The organism is Streptomyces sp. NPDC060049, assembly GCF_042736715.1.
GTDB lineage: Bacteria > Actinomycetota > Actinomycetes > Streptomycetales > Streptomycetaceae > Streptomyces.
Genome location: NZ_JBHWVV010000011.1, coordinates 137870 through 152658, shown reverse-complemented (window position 1 = coordinate 152658; position 14789 = coordinate 137870). Strand labels below are relative to the sequence as shown.

Below are 14789 nucleotides of genomic sequence, written 5' to 3'. Positions count from 1 at the left end.
GCGTTTCGTAAGGTGTCGAACCGCCCGCGCGGGGTCGCGCGGCGCTCTGATGGACGCCATGAGATCCCCCGCTCCACGGCCCTCGCGGCGGCCCGCCCGGCTCGCCCCACCGGCTCTGCGGCCGCCCACCTTCACCGGCCGCCTCCACGACGCCCGCACCGCCACCTCGGTCGGCCGTTGGCTCGGGGCCGCCTTCGCCGTCTGCTTCGTGACCGGCCTCATCAGCCACTACCTCCAGCATCCGCCGGGCTGGGCCGCGGACTCGCTGCCCAGCCGGCCGGTATGGGGCTACCGGCTCAGTCAGGGCCTGCACATCGCCACCGGGCTCGCCGCGATCGTGCTGCTGCTGGTGAAGCTGTGGACGGTGTACCCGAGGCTCTTCGTGTGGCCGCCGGTGCGAGGACTCCGCCACGCGCTGGAACGGCTCTCGGTGGCGGTGCTGGTGGCTTCCTCCGTGCTGCAGGTCTTCACCGGGCTCCTCAACATCGCCGAGTGGTACCCGTGGCCGTTCGGCTTCATCCAGACGCACTTCGCCCTCGCCTGGGTGGTCACGGGCTCGCTGCTCCTGCACATCGCCGTCAAAGCCCCCGAGATCAAAGGGCATTGGACGCGCCGTTCGCCCGGCACGCTCCGACTGCCCGCCGGGGACGGCCCGGACCGGCGCTCGCTGATGCTCGGAGTCGGCGCGGCCGTCGGAGCCGTGACCCTCACCACCGTCGGGCAGTCCTTCACCCCCCTGGGCCGACTGGACCTGCTCGCGCCCCGCCACCCCGGCCACGGACCGCAGGGACTGCCGGTCAACCGCACGGCCGCGGCCGCCGGGATCACCGAGCGGGCGGTACGGGACTGGCGCCTGCACGTGCGCGGGCCGACCCCGTACAGCCTGACGCTCGGCCAACTCCGTTCGCTGCCACGGTCGGCGGCGCGGCTGCCGATCGCCTGCGTGGAGGGCTGGAGCATGGAAGCACACTGGAGCGGTGTCCGGATCAGTGACCTGCTCGCGCGGGCCGGCGCCCCGCCCGGCGCCGGACTGCGGGTCACCTCGCTGGAAACGGGAGGCTCCTACCGGGTGATGGAGATGGGACGCGACTACGCCGAGGACCCGCTGACGCTGCTCGCGCTGGAACTGAACGGCCAGGTGCTGACCGTCGACCACGGCTACCCGGCGCGCGTCATCGCGCCGAACCGGCCAGGCGTCCTGCAGACCAAGTGGGTCACCCTGCTGGAGGTGCTGTGAGGACCCTGCGGTGGCTACTGGGCGGCTGTGGGCTGCTGTTGATCGCGATCGGCGGGCGGCTGCTGTCGGTCCTGCCCGACCCCTTGGACGTCATGGTGTGGCTGGGCGGCGCGCTGGTCCTGCACGACGCGGTCGTCGCACCGCTCGTCCTGGCCTGCGGCCTCGCCGTCGCGGCCGTACCCGCGCGGGGCGTCGTACGGGGAGCCCTGCTGACGGCGAGCGCGCTCGTACTGGTCACCCTGCCCCTGCTGTTGCGACCGGGGCCGCCGCCGAACCCGTCGGCCCTGCCGCTGCCCTACGGGCGGAACCTGGCCCTGGTGCTCGTGGCGGTGGCGGTGGCCGCCGGGGTGGTGGCACTGGCGGGCCGGTGGCGGCGCTCCCGCCCCCCGTCGGACCCGGGGCGGGAGCCGGGACGGGGAGGGCGACCGGGGACACCGGCGCGGCCGGGCTCAGGCTGAGGCGGAGGGCCGCAGGTGGGTGCGCTGTCCGTCGTGGTCGAGGATGCAAAGGATCTCGGCGGGCCCGTCGTACGCGCCGAAGGCGTGCGGAACCATCGTGGAGAACTCGGCCGCCTCCCCGGTCCTGACCAGGATGTTCCGTTCGCCCAGCAGGAGTTCGACCGTGCCCGACAGGACGGTGAACCAGTCCTTGCCGGGATGGACGCCCAGTGTGGCCGTGTCCCGGGCGGGGGCCGGCTTGGTGAGCCGGATCTTCGCCACGGTGGTTCCGTGCGGTCCGCCGTCGCGGCTCAGCAGCCAGCTGGTCATGCCCCGCGCCTCGTCGTGGTGCGGCCGGATCACGACGTCGTCATCGGTGGCGGACTCCACCAGCTGGTCGAGCGTGGCTCCCAGGGCCCGGGCGATGGGGCTCAGCTGGTCGAGGCTGATCCGCCGGTGGCCCGTCTCGATGCGGCTGAGCGTGGACGGGCTGAGGTAGCAGCGCGCGGCCAGGTCGTCGAGCGACCAACCCTTGGCCAGGCGCAGGCCCCGGATCCGGGTGCGGACCAGGGTGTCGAGCTCGCTGTCTTGCGTCATACGCAAGATGGTATGCCAGGACTGCAACCCCCTCGTAGGCTGGATCCATGGACAGCGACAGCACCACGGAGCAGCACCGCCGCCAGGCCGTACACGAACACCAGGACCGCGGACACGGCCACGGGCCCGGCCACGCCCACGGCCACGCCCACGGGCACGCCCACGACGTCTCGGCCCACGACGTCCCGGCCGACGACGCGGCCCTCGCCGAGCTGCTGGACCTCGACGGCGAGGTCCTGGCCGGCTACCTCACCGAGGTCACCGGAGTGATCAGCGACCTCGTCGCCCCGGAGCAGCCGGTCCGCCGGATCCTCGACGTGGGCAGCGGCACCGGAACCGGCACCTTCGCCCTCCTGCGGCGCTTCGAACAGGCCGGGGTGACGGCCCTGGACGTCTCCGACGGCATGCTGGAGCGCCTCGGCGCCAAGGCCCGCGCCCTCGGCGTCACCGACCGCGTCCGGACCGTACGCGCCGACCTGGACGGGGCCTGGCCGGCCGTCGGCCCCGCCGACCTGGTGTGGGCGTCCGTGTCCCTGCACCACATGGCGGACCCCGGCCGGGCCCTCGCCGAGGTCTTCGCCGCACTGCGCCCCGGAGGCCTGCTCGCGGTGGCCGAGTTCGAAGGCTTCCCGCGCTTCCTCCCCGACGACATCGGCATCGGCCGCCCCGGTCTCGAAGCGCGCGTCCACGCCGCCGTCGACGCCGCACGTTCCGCCGGCGTGCCGCACCTCGGCTCCGACTGGGGCGCCCTGCTGACGGCCGCCGGCTTCACCGTCGAGACCGAGCGGATCGTCGCCGTCGAGCTGACGGCTCCGCTGCCCGCCGCCACCGGCCGCTACGCGCGGGCCTCCCTGGGCCGCGTACGCCACCACCTCGCGGACGCGCTGGACCCCGAGGACCTGGCCGCCCTCGACGCCCTCCTCGACGACGACGGCCCGGACGCCCTCCTGCACCGCACGGGCCTCGGCGTCCGCACGGAGCGCGCGCTGTGGGTGGCCCGCCGGCCGTGAGCCGGCGCCCGCCCGACGGACGCGTCCTGCTCTACGAGGCCCCGCCCGGGCGGATCAGTTCGTTGAAGGCCCGCCCCCCGGCGGCCCAGCGGTCGGCCGGGGCCCAGCCCGCGCTCCGCGCGTGCCGGGCCAGGGCGGCCGGGCCGACACGGGCCCAGGGGAACGGGGCACCGAGGCCGCCCCGGCCGTCGGCGACCCGGACCTCGCAGCGCTCGTCCACCTCCGTCTCGGGCTCCGCCTGAGCGCACTCCACGATCAGCGAGCCGCTCACCGCCAGCACCTCGGACAGCCGCCGCAGCAGTGCCGCCGGGTCGCCGCCGATGCCGATGTTGCCGTCGATCAGCAGAGCCGTGTCCCAGCGGCCCTCGCCGGGCAGGGAGTCGAAGACCGACCGGTGCAGCGCCGTGCCGCCCGCGCGAGCCGTCCGGGCCACCGCCTCCGGGCTGACGTCGATGCCCAGCGCCCGGTGCCCCCGGGCGGCGAGCGCGGACACCAGCCGGCCCGGGCCGCAGCCGATGTCGAGGACGGCGCCCCGGCAGCGGCTCAGGACCGTCCGGTCCGCGCCGTCCGGAGCCTCGCACCAGCGCTCCACGTCCAGCGGCAGCAGCCATCCGTCGCCGCGCCGCAGGTAGAGGGGGCCCCGGCCGCTGCGCAGGGCCGCCGTGTAGGGGTCGGCGGACCAGGCGGCGGCCGTGCCCGCCGGACCCGACGCGTGGGGTGCCTTCGCGGAGGTGAGCGTGTTCATCGGCGGACCGCCGCGTCGATGTCCGCCAGCCGCGCCGCGAAGGCACCCGCCGGGGCCGCGGCGGCGACCAGCCGGGCGTCCTCGGCGGTGTCGATGTCACGCAGGACGGGCAGCCGGCCGGTGCGCAGCCCGGCCGCGCGCAGCCGCTCGTACTGGACGGCGCCCGTCCGGGGGACCGACATCGGTACGCCGCGCAGCAGCGCCGGGTCCGGGACCGCCAGTCCGAGTGCCCAGAAGCCGCCGTCGAAGGCCGGGCCGAACCATGCGTCGTACGCCGACCAGTCGACTTCCAGCTGTCGCGCAGTGACCTGCGGGGTGTCCATGCCGATCAGCAGCGTCGGCCCGGAGCAGGCCCCGAAGGCGGCCGCGAGCCGCAGGTCCAGGGTCCCCCCGTGCTGCGGGACGACGTCGAACCCGACCGGGAGCCACGGACCGGGCCGGCCCTCCAGGACCAGGACCCGGCGCGCCGCGGGGGTCGCGGCGACCGCGGCGAGGGTGTCGGCGAGCGAGGCCTCGGCCAGCTCCGCCGCCTGGGCCGGTGTGAACGGCGGGGTGAGCCGCGTCTTGACCCGACCCGGGACCGGCTCCTTCGCGATTACGAGCAGCGTGGTGCCCGCGCGGGCCGTCGTACGGTTCACCGGGCGCCCGGACCGGGGGTCGATCCCGCGCCCGGACCGGGGGCCGAACCCGCGCCCGGACCGGGGGCCGAACCCGCGCCCGGACCGGGGGCCGAGCCGTGGCCCGCCCCCGGCGGAGCGGCGGCGGGCGGGGCGGCGGGCTCGGCCAGGACCCGGCTCATGTCGCGCACCGCCTGCCAGGTGCCCCGCCAGGTGCCCGTCACCTTCGACTTCCCCGACCGGGGCAGGTACGCCACGTCCACCTCCCGGATCCGCCAGTGCGCGTCCGCCGCGCGGACCACCATCTGCAGCGGGTATCCGGAGCGCCGGTCCGACAGGTCCAGCGCGAGGAGGTCCTCCCGGCGAGCGGCCCGCATCGGGCCCAGGTCGCGCAGCCGCAGCCCGGTCCGCCGGCGCAGCAGCCGGGCCAGCGCCAGGTTCCCGGCCCGCGCGTGCGCCGGCCAGGCGCCACGGCCCTGCGGACGGCGCCGGCCGAGCACCAGATCGGCCTCCCCGGCGGCGAGGGTGCGTACGAAGCCGACCAGCAGCCCGGGATCCAGCGAGGCGTCGCAGTCGCAGAAGCAGACGACGTCTGCGTCGGAGGCGAGCAGCCCGGCGTGGCAGGCGGCGCCGAAACCGCGCCGGGACTCGGTGACCACGGTCGCGCCGAGCGACCGCGCGAGGTCCGCGGAGCCGTCGGTGGAGCCGTTGTCCACGACCAGGGCCCGCCAGCCGGCCGGGATGCGGGCGAGGACCCAGGGCAGGGCACCGGCCTCGTTCAGACAGGGGAGTACGACGTCGACCGTCACGGTTTCGCTCACGGCTCCACCGTAGGAACCACGGCGCCGCGAAAGGGCCGCGGACTCCTTACGAAACGCGGACGTCGCCCTCCCGGTCCCGGTCCGCAGTCCCGCCGCGGTCCGCCGGATGGGAGGCTGGACGGCATGAGCGGTAGGGAAACAGCATCCGGTCGGATCCTCGTCGTCGACGACGACCCGACCGTGGCCGAGGTCGTCACCGGGTACCTGCGCGGTGCCGGCTTCACGGTGGAGACGGCCGCCGACGGCCCGGCCGCACTCGCCCTCGCCGGGCGGTTCCGGCCGGACCTGGTCGTACTGGACCTCATGCTGCCCGGCCTGGACGGGCTGGAAGTGTGCCGCAGGCTCCGGGCGGGCGGACCCGTACCGGTGATCATGCTGACCGCGCGGGGGGACGAGGACGACCGCATCGCGGGACTGGAGACCGGCGCCGACGACTACGTCACGAAGCCGTTCAGCCCGCGCGAGCTCGTCCTGCGGGTCGCGTCCGTGCTGCGGCGCGGCGGGAGCGAGCGGTCCGCGGGGAGCGCGGTGGCCGGCGCGGGGGAGGACCGGCTGACGGGCGCCGGGATCACGCTCGATCCGGCCACCCACCGGGCCGCCAAGGACGGGCGCGAACTGGCCCTCACCGTACGAGAGTTCGACCTGCTCGCCCACTTCCTGCGGCACCCCGGGCAGGCGCACGGGCGGGAGGAGCTGATGCGCGAGGTGTGGGGCTGGGACTTCGGGGACCTGTCCACGGTGACGGTGCACGTACGCCGCCTGCGGTCCAAGGTCGAGGAGGACCCGGGCCGACCGGCGTTGATCCAGACGGTGTGGGGCGTCGGCTACCGCTTCGAGCCGGGCGACCCGGAAGCGGTGGTTCCGCGATGAGGGACATACTGCTCATCGCGCTGTTCGCGTTCGGCGGGGCCGCGTGCGCGGGCGCCCTGGGCGCGGTCGTGCTGCGTCTGGTGCGCCGCCGGTCGGTGGCGGTGTCCCTGACGGTGATCGCCGCCGTGGCGGTCACCGCGATGCTGGCCGGAACGCTCGCGGTGGCCCGGGCGATGTTCCTCTCCCGCCACGACCTCGGGGTGGTCACCCTGGTCGTGGCGATGGCGGCGGTGGTCTCGTTGGCGACCGCTCTGCTGCTGGGGCGGTGGGTGGTGGCCAGGAGCCGGGAACTGTCGCTGGCCGCAAGGGACTTCGGTGACGGGGGCAGCTTCGCGGCGCCGGCGGTGCCCGCGACGGCGGAACTGGCGGCGTTGTCCCGGGAGCTGGCGGCGACGAGCGGGAAGCTGGCCGCGTCCCGGGAGCGCGAGCGGGCCCTGGAGAAGTCGCGCCGCGAGCTGGTGGCCTGGATCTCGCACGATCTGCGGACGCCGCTGGCGGGGCTCCGGGCGATGTCGGAGGCGCTGGAGGACGGCATGGCCACGGATCCGGCGCGGTACCACCGGCAGATCCGGACCGAAGTGGACCGGCTCAACGGCATGGTCGCAGACCTGTTCGAGCTGTCCCGCATCCACGCGGGGGCGCTGGCGCTGAGTCCGAGCCGGATGTCCGTGTACGACCTGGTCGGTGACGCCCTGTCAGGGGTGGACCCGCTGGCGCGGGAGCACGGCGTACGGCTGATCGGCGAGGCGGTCGACCGGGTGCCGGTGGAGGTGGACGGCAAGGAGATGACCCGGGTCCTGGCGAATCTGCTGGTCAACGCGATCCGGCACACGCCGGCGGACGGGACGGTCGCGATCGCCGCCGCGCGCCGGGAGGGCGCGGTGGTGGTGTCCGTGACGGACGGCTGCGGGGGCATCCCGTCGGAGGACCTGCCGAGGGTCTTCGACACCGGCTGGCGGGGCACGCCGGCGCGGACCCCTCCGTCGGGGGCGGGGCAGGTGCCGCCCGCCGGGGCGGGGCTGGGTCTGGCGATCGTCCGGGGGATCGTCGAGGCGCACGCGGGACGGGCGGCGGTGCGCAACGTACCCGGCGGCTGCCGCTTCGAAGTGACCCTGCCGGACCCGGCTCAGGCCTGAGCGGCGTCGGCCTGAGCGGCTTCGGCCGGGCGCCGGCCGGCGCGGGCGAACTCCTCCATGCCTGCCTCGAAGCCGACGCGGGGACACCAGCCCAGGTCGGTGCGCAGGCGGCGGGAGTCGGCGGTGATGTGGCGGACGTCGCCGAGGCGGAACTCGCCGGTGACCACCGGGAAGGGGCCGCCGTGTGCCCGCGCGAGGGCGGTGGCCATCTCCCCGACGGTGTGGGGGGTGCCGCTGCCGGTGTTGTACGCAGTGCACGCGCCGGCCGGCGTCGATGCCTCCAGCGCCAGGGCATTGGCCTCCGCGACGTCCCGTACGTGGACGAAGTCCCGCCGCTGGCCGCCGTCCTCGTACACCTGGGGCGCCTCGCCCCGCGCCAGCGAGGAGCGGAAGAAGGAGGCGACCCCCGCGTACGGGGTGTCGCGCGGCATCCCCGGCCCGTACACGTTGTGGTAGCGCAGCGACACCGCACGGCCGTCGACGCACCGCGCCCATGACGCGGACAGGTGCTCCTGGGCCAGCTTCGTCGTCGCGTACACGTTGCGCGGGTCCGTCGGCGCGTCCTCGTCCACGAGCCCCGGCGCGAGGTCCGCGCCGCAGGCGGGGCAGAGCGGTTCGAAGCGTCCGGCGGTCAGGTCCGCGACGCGGCGCGGGCCCGGGCGGACGTCCCCGTGGCGGGGGCACGCGTACCGCCCCTCCCCGTAGACCACCATCGAGCCCGCCAGCACCAGGTTCCGCACACCGGCCCCGGCCATCGCGGCCAGCAGCACCGCCGTGCCGAGGTCGTTGTGGGAGACGTACGACGGGGCGTCCGCGAAGTCCTTGCCCAGGCCGACCATGGCCGCCTGGTGGCAGACGGCGTCCACGCCGCGCAGGGCGGACCGCACGGCTTCGGCGTCGCGCACGTCGGCCCGTACGAACTCGCCGCCGGACGGGGGCCTGAGGTCCAGCACGAGCGGATCATGGCCGTGAAGCCGCAGAGTGGTAACGATGTGGGAGCCGATGAACCCGGCTCCTCCGGTGACGAGTACGCGCATGGCGGCGACGCTACGGATTTGCGGGGCCGGCGGGCGGCTCCCACGCCCCTCCGTAAGACTTCCGTCAGGTCATTTCGTCACGACCGGTGACCATATGGGACCTGCGGGTCCCAAGTTGCTCCCGGTACCGATGTGTTTAGGCCGCCGAGCGACGAAAAGTAACCCTTCTGATGCCTTGCCAACTGGCTTGACCGCGCCGTAAGCGGGGCATAAGTTCTGCCCCGGCTTGCTCCATCAGGACGGGCCGACGAACCGTCCTCTGGGGGGACCCATGCACTACTACACCGACGTTCTGAAGAAGTACGCCGACTTCTCCGGCCGCGCGCGCCGCCAGGAGTACTGGATGTTCTTCCTCTTCAACCTGGGCGCGCTGATCGTCGTCGCCATCATCGACGCGGTCATCGGCACCTCCCCGTGGCTGTACCTGCTCTACGCGCTGGCGACCTTCCTGCCCAACCTCGGGGTCACCGTCCGTCGCCTGCACGACAGCGGCAAGTCCGGCTGGTGGATCCTCATCGGCATCGTCCCGCTCATCGGTGGCATCTGGCTGCTGGTCCTGCTGGCCACCGAGGGCCAGCCGAACCCGAACCAGTTCGGCCCGAGCCCCAAGGCCGTCCACGCCTGAGCAGGTCCGTGACCTGTAGAGCGTGAGCGCCGCCCCTGGCTGGAAACAGCCGGTGGCGGCGCTTCGGTGTTTTCGGGTGTCCCGGCACTCCCGGACACCGTGCGTGACACGCGTCTCGTCCGCGCTTGCGCGGGGGGACTGTCCAGACCGGCCGGTTCACGAGATATCTTGATGTCGAGCAATGTTGCAGACGAGAGACGCAGACTGTGGAGCGGAGCATCCGGTGACTGACTCGACCATCATCTACACGCACACTGACGAGGCCCCGGCCCTCGCGACGTATTCGTTCCTGCCTGTGATCCAGGCATACGCGTCGACGGCCGGTGTGAATGTCGAGACCCGTGACATCTCCCTGGCAGGCCGCATCATCGCCAGCTTCCCCGAGTACCTGGAAGAGGGCCAGCGGATCGCGGACGCCCTCGCCGAGCTCGGCGAGCTGGCGAAGACGCCCGAGGCCAACATCATCAAGCTGCCCAACGTCTCGGCCTCGATCCCGCAGCTGAAGGCCGCGGTCGCCGAGCTCCAGGGCCAGGGCTACGCGCTTCCGGACTACCCGGACGACCCGAAGTCCGACGAGGAGCGCGAGAACCGCGCCCGCTACGACAAGATCAAGGGCAGCGCCGTCAACCCGGTCCTGCGCGAGGGCAACTCCGACCGCCGCGCCCCCGCCTCGGTCAAGAACTACGCCAAGGCCCACCCGCACCGCATGGGTGCCTGGGTCCCCGAGTCGAAGACGAACGTCGCCACCATGGGCGCCGACGACTTCCGCTCCACCGAGAAGTCCGCCGTGATCGCCGAGCCCGGCACGCTGCGCATCGAGCACGTCGACGCCGACGGCGCCGTCACGGTGCTGCGCGACTCCGTACCGGTCCTCGCCGGCGAGGTCGTGGACGCGTCCGTCCTGCACGTCGACGCGCTGCGCACCTTCCTGAACGACCAGATCGAGCGCGCCAAGGCCGAGGACGTCCTGTTCTCCGTGCACCTCAAGGCCACGATGATGAAGGTCTCCGACCCGATCATCTTCGGCCACGTGGTCCGCGCCTTCTTCCCGAAGACCTTCGCCCGCTACGGCGAGACCCTGGCCGCCGCCGGCCTGTCCCCGAACGACGGCCTCGGCACCATCCTGAACGGCCTCGGCGCGCTGCCCGACGCCGCCGCGATCAAGGCCTCCTTCGACGCCGAGATCGCCGAGGGCCCGGCCCTCGCGATGGTCGACTCGGACAAGGGCATCACCAACCTGCACGTCCCGTCCGACGTCATCGTCGACGCTTCGATGCCGGCCATGATCCGGACCTCCGGCCACATGTGGGGCCCGGACGGCGCGGAGGCCGACACGCTCGCCGTCCTCCCCGACAGCAGCTACGCCGGCGTCTACCAGGTCGTCATCGACGACTGCCGCGCGCACGGCGCGTACGACCCGTCCACGATGGGCTCGGTGCCGAACGTCGGCCTCATGGCCCAGAAGGCCGAGGAGTACGGCAGCCACGACAAGACCTTCGAGCTGGCCGCCGCCGGCACCGTCCGCGTCGTCGACGCCTCGGGCGCCACGGTCCTGGAGCAGCAGGTCGCCGCCGGCGACATCTTCCGCGCCTGCCAGACCAAGGACGCGCCGATCCAGGACTGGGTCAAGCTCGCCGTCACCCGCGCCCGCGCCACCGGCGTCCCGGCCGTCTTCTGGCTCGACGAGGGCCGCGCGCACGACGCGCAGCTCATCGCCAAGGTCAAGACGTACCTCGCCGAGCACGACACCGACGGTCTGACCATCGAGATCCTCTCCCCGGTCGAGGCCACCGCGTACTCCCTGGAGCGCATCCGCCGCGGCGAGGACACCATCTCGGTCACCGGCAACGTGCTGCGCGACTACCTGACCGACCTGTTCCCGATCCTGGAGCTGGGCACCAGCGCCAAGATGCTGTCGGTCGTGCCGCTCATGAACGGCGGCGGCCTCTTCGAGACCGGCGCCGGCGGCTCCGCCCCCAAGCACGTGCAGCAGCTCGTCAAGGAGAACTACCTGCGCTGGGACTCGCTCGGCGAGTTCCTCGCGCTGGCCGTCTCCTTCGAGCACCTCGCCACCACCACGGGCAACGCCCGCGCCAAGGTCCTCGGCGACACCCTGGACCGCGCGACCGGCACCTTCCTCAACGAGGACAAGTCGCCGAGCCGCAAGCTGGGCGGCATCGACAACCGCGGCAGCCACTTCTACCTCGCCCTGTACTGGGCGCAGGAGCTGGCCGCACAGACCGACGACGCCGAGCTCGCCGCCTCCTTCGAGGCGCTCGCCAAGACGCTGGGCGAGCAGGAGCAGACCATCGTCGCCGAGCTCATCGCGGTGCAGGGCTCGCCGGCCGACATCGGGGGCTACTACCGTCCCGACGCCGCCAAGGCCGCGGCGATCATGCGGCCGTCCGCGACGCTGAACCAGGCGCTCGCGATCCTCGGCTGAGGTCCGCGCCCCAGCCGCTCCACCGTTTGACGGGTCCGCCCCGGTCGGCAGCAGCCGGCCGGGGCGGACCCGTTCGCGCGTGCCCCGGCGGCGCGTGCGCGGAAACCCGGTTGTGGTCCGGGCCCCGCGAAGGCTAGTAAGACCGCATGATCAACGGAGAACTGGCCGGGCTGCGCGCCCGGCACCCTGATGACGTGGCCGTCCTGCACGCCGAGCTCTACGAGGACGTGGCCACGCGTGCGCGCGCCGACACCCGGCCCTGGCGGCCGGTGGGCGCGGAGAGCGGACACTCGCCGTACGTGCCGGGCGAACCGTCCGACGACGTCGCCGTCTTCTCCGTGGTGGAACGGTCCACCGGCGAACTGGCGGGCGAGGCCCTGCTGTGGGCCATCGACCCGCACAACCGCTCCGCGCACCTGGGCATCTCGCTGCGCCCCGGCTGCCGCGGGCGCGGACTGGGCGCGGAGGTCGTGGCGCTGCTGTGCGGCTACGGGTTCTCCGTGCGCGGGCTGCACCGGCTCCAGGTGGACACCCTGGCGGACAACGCCGCCATGATCCGCGCCGCGAGCGCGGCCGGATTCACCGTGGAGGGAACCCTGCGCGGGGCGGCCTGGGTGTGCGGGAAGTTCCTGGACGAGGTCGTCATGGGCCTGCGGGCGGACGAGTGGCGGGGCGAGTAGCCCGCGGTACCGCGGCCGGGTCCCGGCCCCGCCCGGCTGCCCCCGGGCCCGCCGCGGGCTCGCCCCCGCTCAGAGCCGGTGCACGCGTTCGCGCGGGAAGCCCAGCGGATGGCGTCCGGCGGCGAGGATGCGCAGCCCGGGCGCCACGGCGAGCAGGTCGCGCAGCCAGGCCAGGGCCTCGGCCGCGAGATGGTCGGAGCCGTCGAGGACGAGCAGGACGTCGCGCTCGGCCAGCCACGACGCCGCGTTCCGCGTACCGCACGGCAGGAAGGGCATGCCCGGTACGCAGCCCAGCGCGGCCGTCAGATCGCGGACCCCGGAGCGGTGGTCCATGGCGACCACGGCCACCCCGTCGTAGAAGTTGGACGCGAGCCGCTGCCCGATCTCCCGTACCAGCAGGCTCCGGGGCTCCCGGAAGCCCCCGGTGACGGTGAGCACCCGGCCCCGCCGTACGGCGGTGAGCAGGCGGGACAGCTCGGCGGTCGTCGCCGGTAACGTGCCGGCACTGGCGGATTCCCCCATCGGCACGATGCCCCCCACGCATGCGTGACCCTACGCGGCAAGAGGTTCTTTCGAGCCGCATGAAGATGATTATGGGTCAGTTTCACCGTAAGACCAGGGGAATTGCCCATTCCGCTGAAAGGCCCGTACCGCCCGGCGATCACCGCAGATGTACACGCCGCCCGCGGTCCTGCCGGGGTAGGGCCCCTCCCCAGGAGAACAGTTGTCCGGGCGGCGGGAATCGGATGTACTGCGGTGCGGCCCGAAACGCGGGCGCATGCGGGGGAGGACATCTCGATGGACGCGGACCAGCGGCCGGCCGGGCGGGGGAAGGGCCCCGTGTCGCACCGGCGCCGACCCGGCTTCCGGGGCGGCAGACCCTTGTCTGCCCTCTTCCTGTCCGCCTTCCTCCTCTTCGGCGTCTGCGCCGCCGCCGGTATCGCCTGGGAGCCCCTGACGGTCTCCGGCCTGACGGAGCGCCCGGGATCCGCCCTCGCCGACGGCCCGGCCGACGGCTCCGGCGCCACGCCCGGCGCCACCGGCCAGGGCGCCCCGACACCCGGCCCGCCGAGCCCGGACGCCACCGGGAAGCCCGAGGCCACCCCGAAGTCCGTTCCGGACGAGGGGGCGCGCCCTGCCGGGGCCCTGCCCTTCGACCTGCCGCAGCCCGCCGCGCTGCGCTCCGGCGCCGCCGCCAAGAAGCTGGTCTTCGCCCACTACTTCACGCCGTACCCGCTCTCCCTCGACAACGCGAGCGCCGGCTCCGACTACTACACCCGCAACTACCTGAACCCGGACGGCGAGAGCGGAAAGCACCAGAAGTACGGCGGCCTGCTGCGGGACCGGCCGCTCCCGGTCCCGCCCAAGAGCGGAGACTGGGAACTCGCCAACCTCCAGCAGGAGGTGCGCACCGCCCGCGCCGCCGGCATCGACGGGTTCACCCTCGACCTGCTCTCGCTCTCGGGCAAGAACTGGGAGCGCTCCGAGCTCCTGATGGAGGCGGCCCGTTCGGTGGACCCGGCCTTCAAGATCATGCTGATGCCGGACATGACCTCCGTGAAGACCGACGAACCGGGCGTGCTCGCCGACGCCCTCGCGGACCTCGCCGACTCCCCGGCCGCGCACCGGCTCCCCGACGGGCGGCTGGTCGTCTCGCCGTTCAAGGCGGAGGCCAAGGGCGTGGCCTGGTGGACCGAGGTCATCGAGATCCTCGCTTCCAAGCACGGCGTCCGCACCGCTTTCGTCCCGCTCTTCCTCGACTTCGGCGCGAACGGCGAGCGGTTCGCGCCGATCAGCTTCGGGTTCTCCGAGTGGGGCAGCCGCAGCTACGTCGGCCAGGAGGGCGCCGCGGCCGATGTCCGCAAGGCGCACGGCATGGGCAAGATCTGGATGCAGCCCGTGTCCGTCCAGGACGCCCGCCCCAACCAGGGCATCTACGACGAGGCGGGCAACACCGCCACGCTGCGGACCACTTGGACCCGGGCGATCGAGGACGGCGCCGACTGGGTCCAGCTCACGACCTGGAACGACTACAGCGAGGGCAGCCAGTTCGCCCCCTCCCAGCACAACGGGCACGCCTACCTCGACCTGTCCTCCTACTACCTCGCCAAGTTCAAGACGGGCAGCTGGCCGAAGATCGTCCGGGACACGCTGTACCTGACCTCGCGCACCCAGTTCGCCGCCGCCGACCCCACCGGCGACCAGTCCCTCGTGATGTCGCTGCGCAAGGGCAGCGCCGCCTCGCGGGACACGGTGGAGGTGCTCAGCTTCCTGACGGCGCCCGCGTCCGTCGTCAGGACGGTCGGGCCGGCCAAGGGCGCCCACGAGGCCCCGGCCGGGGTCCACGCCGAGCTGCTGCCGCTGAACGCGGGGACCAGCTCGGCGACCGTGGTGCGCGAGGGCAAGGCCGGGGCCCAGGTACGGCTGCCCTTCCCCGTGGACCGCGAGGTGGAGGTCCAGGACCTCCAGTACCAAGCCGCCACGAGCGGCCGGGAGTAGACGGAACCAGCCCGGCGCCCACCGGGACCGGCCGT

Annotated in this window: 15 protein-coding genes; 9 read left to right on the top strand and 6 right to left on the bottom strand. The window is 73.7% G+C overall.

Annotation, left to right across the window (positions count from 1 at the left end; genetic code table 11):
- Window positions 1-58 precede the first annotated feature (58 nt).
- Entirely contained in the window at window positions 59-1237 is a 1179-nt protein-coding gene (locus ACFWBY_RS22000) for a molybdopterin-dependent oxidoreductase (protein ID WP_385333577.1), read from the top strand.
- Window positions 1234-1695 (top strand): hypothetical protein, encoded by a 462-nt coding sequence (locus tag ACFWBY_RS21995; protein ID WP_385333580.1) that lies wholly within the window; start codon window positions 1234-1236, stop codon window positions 1693-1695. Before ACFWBY_RS22000 ends, ACFWBY_RS21995 begins: the two co-directional genes overlap by 4 nt.
- Here the strand turns inward: ACFWBY_RS21995 and ACFWBY_RS21990 are convergent.
- Window positions 1687-2271, bottom strand: coding sequence for a helix-turn-helix domain-containing protein (locus ACFWBY_RS21990; protein WP_385333582.1), 585 nt, complete (start codon window positions 2269-2271; stop codon window positions 1687-1689). The genes ACFWBY_RS21995 and ACFWBY_RS21990 overlap by 9 nt on opposite strands.
- A gap of 47 nt (window positions 2272-2318) precedes the next feature.
- Between ACFWBY_RS21990 and ACFWBY_RS21985 the strand changes: the two genes are divergently transcribed.
- The gene (locus tag ACFWBY_RS21985) at window positions 2319-3281 is read left to right on the top strand and encodes a class I SAM-dependent methyltransferase (RefSeq protein ID WP_385333585.1); all 963 of its coding nucleotides are present in this window, start codon (window positions 2319-2321) and stop codon (window positions 3279-3281) included.
- Between the two features lie 31 nt (window positions 3282-3312).
- Here ACFWBY_RS21985 and ACFWBY_RS21980 read toward each other — a convergent pair whose 3' ends face one another.
- From ACFWBY_RS21980 to ACFWBY_RS21970, 3 genes are read right to left on the bottom strand one after another with little or no spacing between them, the layout of a single operon-like run.
- Window positions 3313-4026, bottom strand: coding sequence for a class I SAM-dependent methyltransferase (locus tag ACFWBY_RS21980; RefSeq protein WP_385333588.1), 714 nt, complete (start codon window positions 4024-4026; stop codon window positions 3313-3315).
- Complete coding sequence (locus ACFWBY_RS21975) at window positions 4023-4664, bottom strand: DUF2064 domain-containing protein (protein WP_385333591.1); 642 nt, start codon at window positions 4662-4664, stop codon at window positions 4023-4025. The genes ACFWBY_RS21980 and ACFWBY_RS21975 overlap by 4 nt, the downstream gene beginning before the upstream one ends.
- Window positions 4661-5464 (bottom strand): glycosyltransferase family 2 protein, encoded by an 804-nt coding sequence (locus tag ACFWBY_RS21970; RefSeq protein WP_385333593.1) that lies wholly within the window; start codon window positions 5462-5464, stop codon window positions 4661-4663. Before ACFWBY_RS21970 ends, ACFWBY_RS21975 begins: the two co-directional genes overlap by 4 nt.
- Before the next feature lie 123 nt (window positions 5465-5587).
- Between ACFWBY_RS21970 and ACFWBY_RS21965 the strand changes: the two genes are divergently transcribed.
- Entirely contained in the window at window positions 5588-6334 is a 747-nt protein-coding gene (locus ACFWBY_RS21965; protein WP_385333595.1) for a response regulator, read from the top strand.
- The gene (locus ACFWBY_RS21960) at window positions 6331-7470 is read left to right on the top strand and encodes a sensor histidine kinase (protein WP_385333597.1); all 1140 of its coding nucleotides are present in this window, start codon (window positions 6331-6333) and stop codon (window positions 7468-7470) included. Before ACFWBY_RS21965 ends, ACFWBY_RS21960 begins: the two co-directional genes overlap by 4 nt.
- On the opposite strand, the gene ACFWBY_RS21955 is transcribed toward ACFWBY_RS21960, so the two are convergent.
- On the bottom strand, window positions 7461-8507 hold the full coding sequence (locus ACFWBY_RS21955; protein ID WP_385333599.1) for an NAD-dependent epimerase/dehydratase family protein: 1047 nt from the start codon (window positions 8505-8507) through the stop codon (window positions 7461-7463). The genes ACFWBY_RS21960 and ACFWBY_RS21955 overlap by 10 nt on opposite strands.
- Window positions 8508-8778: 271 nt before the next feature.
- Between ACFWBY_RS21955 and ACFWBY_RS21950 the strand changes: the two genes are divergently transcribed.
- From ACFWBY_RS21950 to ACFWBY_RS21940, 3 genes are all read left to right on the top strand, one after another.
- The gene (locus ACFWBY_RS21950; RefSeq protein ID WP_385333601.1) at window positions 8779-9132 is read left to right on the top strand and encodes a DUF805 domain-containing protein; all 354 of its coding nucleotides are present in this window, start codon (window positions 8779-8781) and stop codon (window positions 9130-9132) included.
- A 223-nt stretch (window positions 9133-9355) separates the two neighbouring features.
- Window positions 9356-11575, top strand: coding sequence for an NADP-dependent isocitrate dehydrogenase (locus tag ACFWBY_RS21945; RefSeq protein WP_385333603.1), 2220 nt, complete (start codon window positions 9356-9358; stop codon window positions 11573-11575).
- A gap of 146 nt (window positions 11576-11721) precedes the next feature.
- Entirely contained in the window at window positions 11722-12255 is a 534-nt protein-coding gene (locus ACFWBY_RS21940; RefSeq protein ID WP_385333606.1) for a GNAT family N-acetyltransferase, read from the top strand.
- Window positions 12256-12324: 69 nt separating this feature from the next.
- Here the strand turns inward: ACFWBY_RS21940 and ACFWBY_RS21935 are convergent, their stop codons facing one another.
- Window positions 12325-12783, bottom strand: a complete 459-nt coding sequence (locus ACFWBY_RS21935) for a hypothetical protein (RefSeq protein ID WP_385333610.1) — start codon at window positions 12781-12783, stop codon at window positions 12325-12327.
- Window positions 12784-13137: 354 nt separating this feature from the next.
- Between ACFWBY_RS21935 and ACFWBY_RS21930 the strand changes: the two genes are divergently transcribed.
- Window positions 13138-14754: an endo-1,3-alpha-glucanase family glycosylhydrolase gene (locus ACFWBY_RS21930; RefSeq protein ID WP_385333613.1), complete on the top strand. Its 1617-nt coding sequence runs from the start codon at window positions 13138-13140 to the stop codon at window positions 14752-14754.
- Window positions 14755-14789: the final 35 nt, after the last annotated feature.

Bases quoted from the DNA above. Each gene is read 5' to 3' on its own strand.
- ACFWBY_RS22000 (WP_385333577.1), top strand. From the start codon at position 59: ATGAGATCCCCCGCTCCACGGCCCTCGCGGCGGCCCGCCCGGCTCGCC.
- ACFWBY_RS21990 (WP_385333582.1), bottom strand. From the start codon at position 2,271: ATGACGCAAGACAGCGAGCTCGACACCCTGGTCCGCACCCGGATCCGG.
- ACFWBY_RS21985 (WP_385333585.1), top strand. From the start codon at position 2,319: ATGGACAGCGACAGCACCACGGAGCAGCACCGCCGCCAGGCCGTACAC.
- ACFWBY_RS21980 (WP_385333588.1), bottom strand. From the start codon at position 4,026: ATGAACACGCTCACCTCCGCGAAGGCACCCCACGCGTCGGGTCCGGCG.
- ACFWBY_RS21965 (WP_385333595.1), top strand. From the start codon at position 5,588: ATGAGCGGTAGGGAAACAGCATCCGGTCGGATCCTCGTCGTCGACGAC.
- ACFWBY_RS21960 (WP_385333597.1), top strand. From the start codon at position 6,331: ATGAGGGACATACTGCTCATCGCGCTGTTCGCGTTCGGCGGGGCCGCG.
- ACFWBY_RS21955 (WP_385333599.1), bottom strand. From the start codon at position 8,507: ATGCGCGTACTCGTCACCGGAGGAGCCGGGTTCATCGGCTCCCACATC.
- ACFWBY_RS21950 (WP_385333601.1), top strand. From the start codon at position 8,779: ATGCACTACTACACCGACGTTCTGAAGAAGTACGCCGACTTCTCCGGC.
- ACFWBY_RS21940 (WP_385333606.1), top strand. From the start codon at position 11,722: ATGATCAACGGAGAACTGGCCGGGCTGCGCGCCCGGCACCCTGATGAC.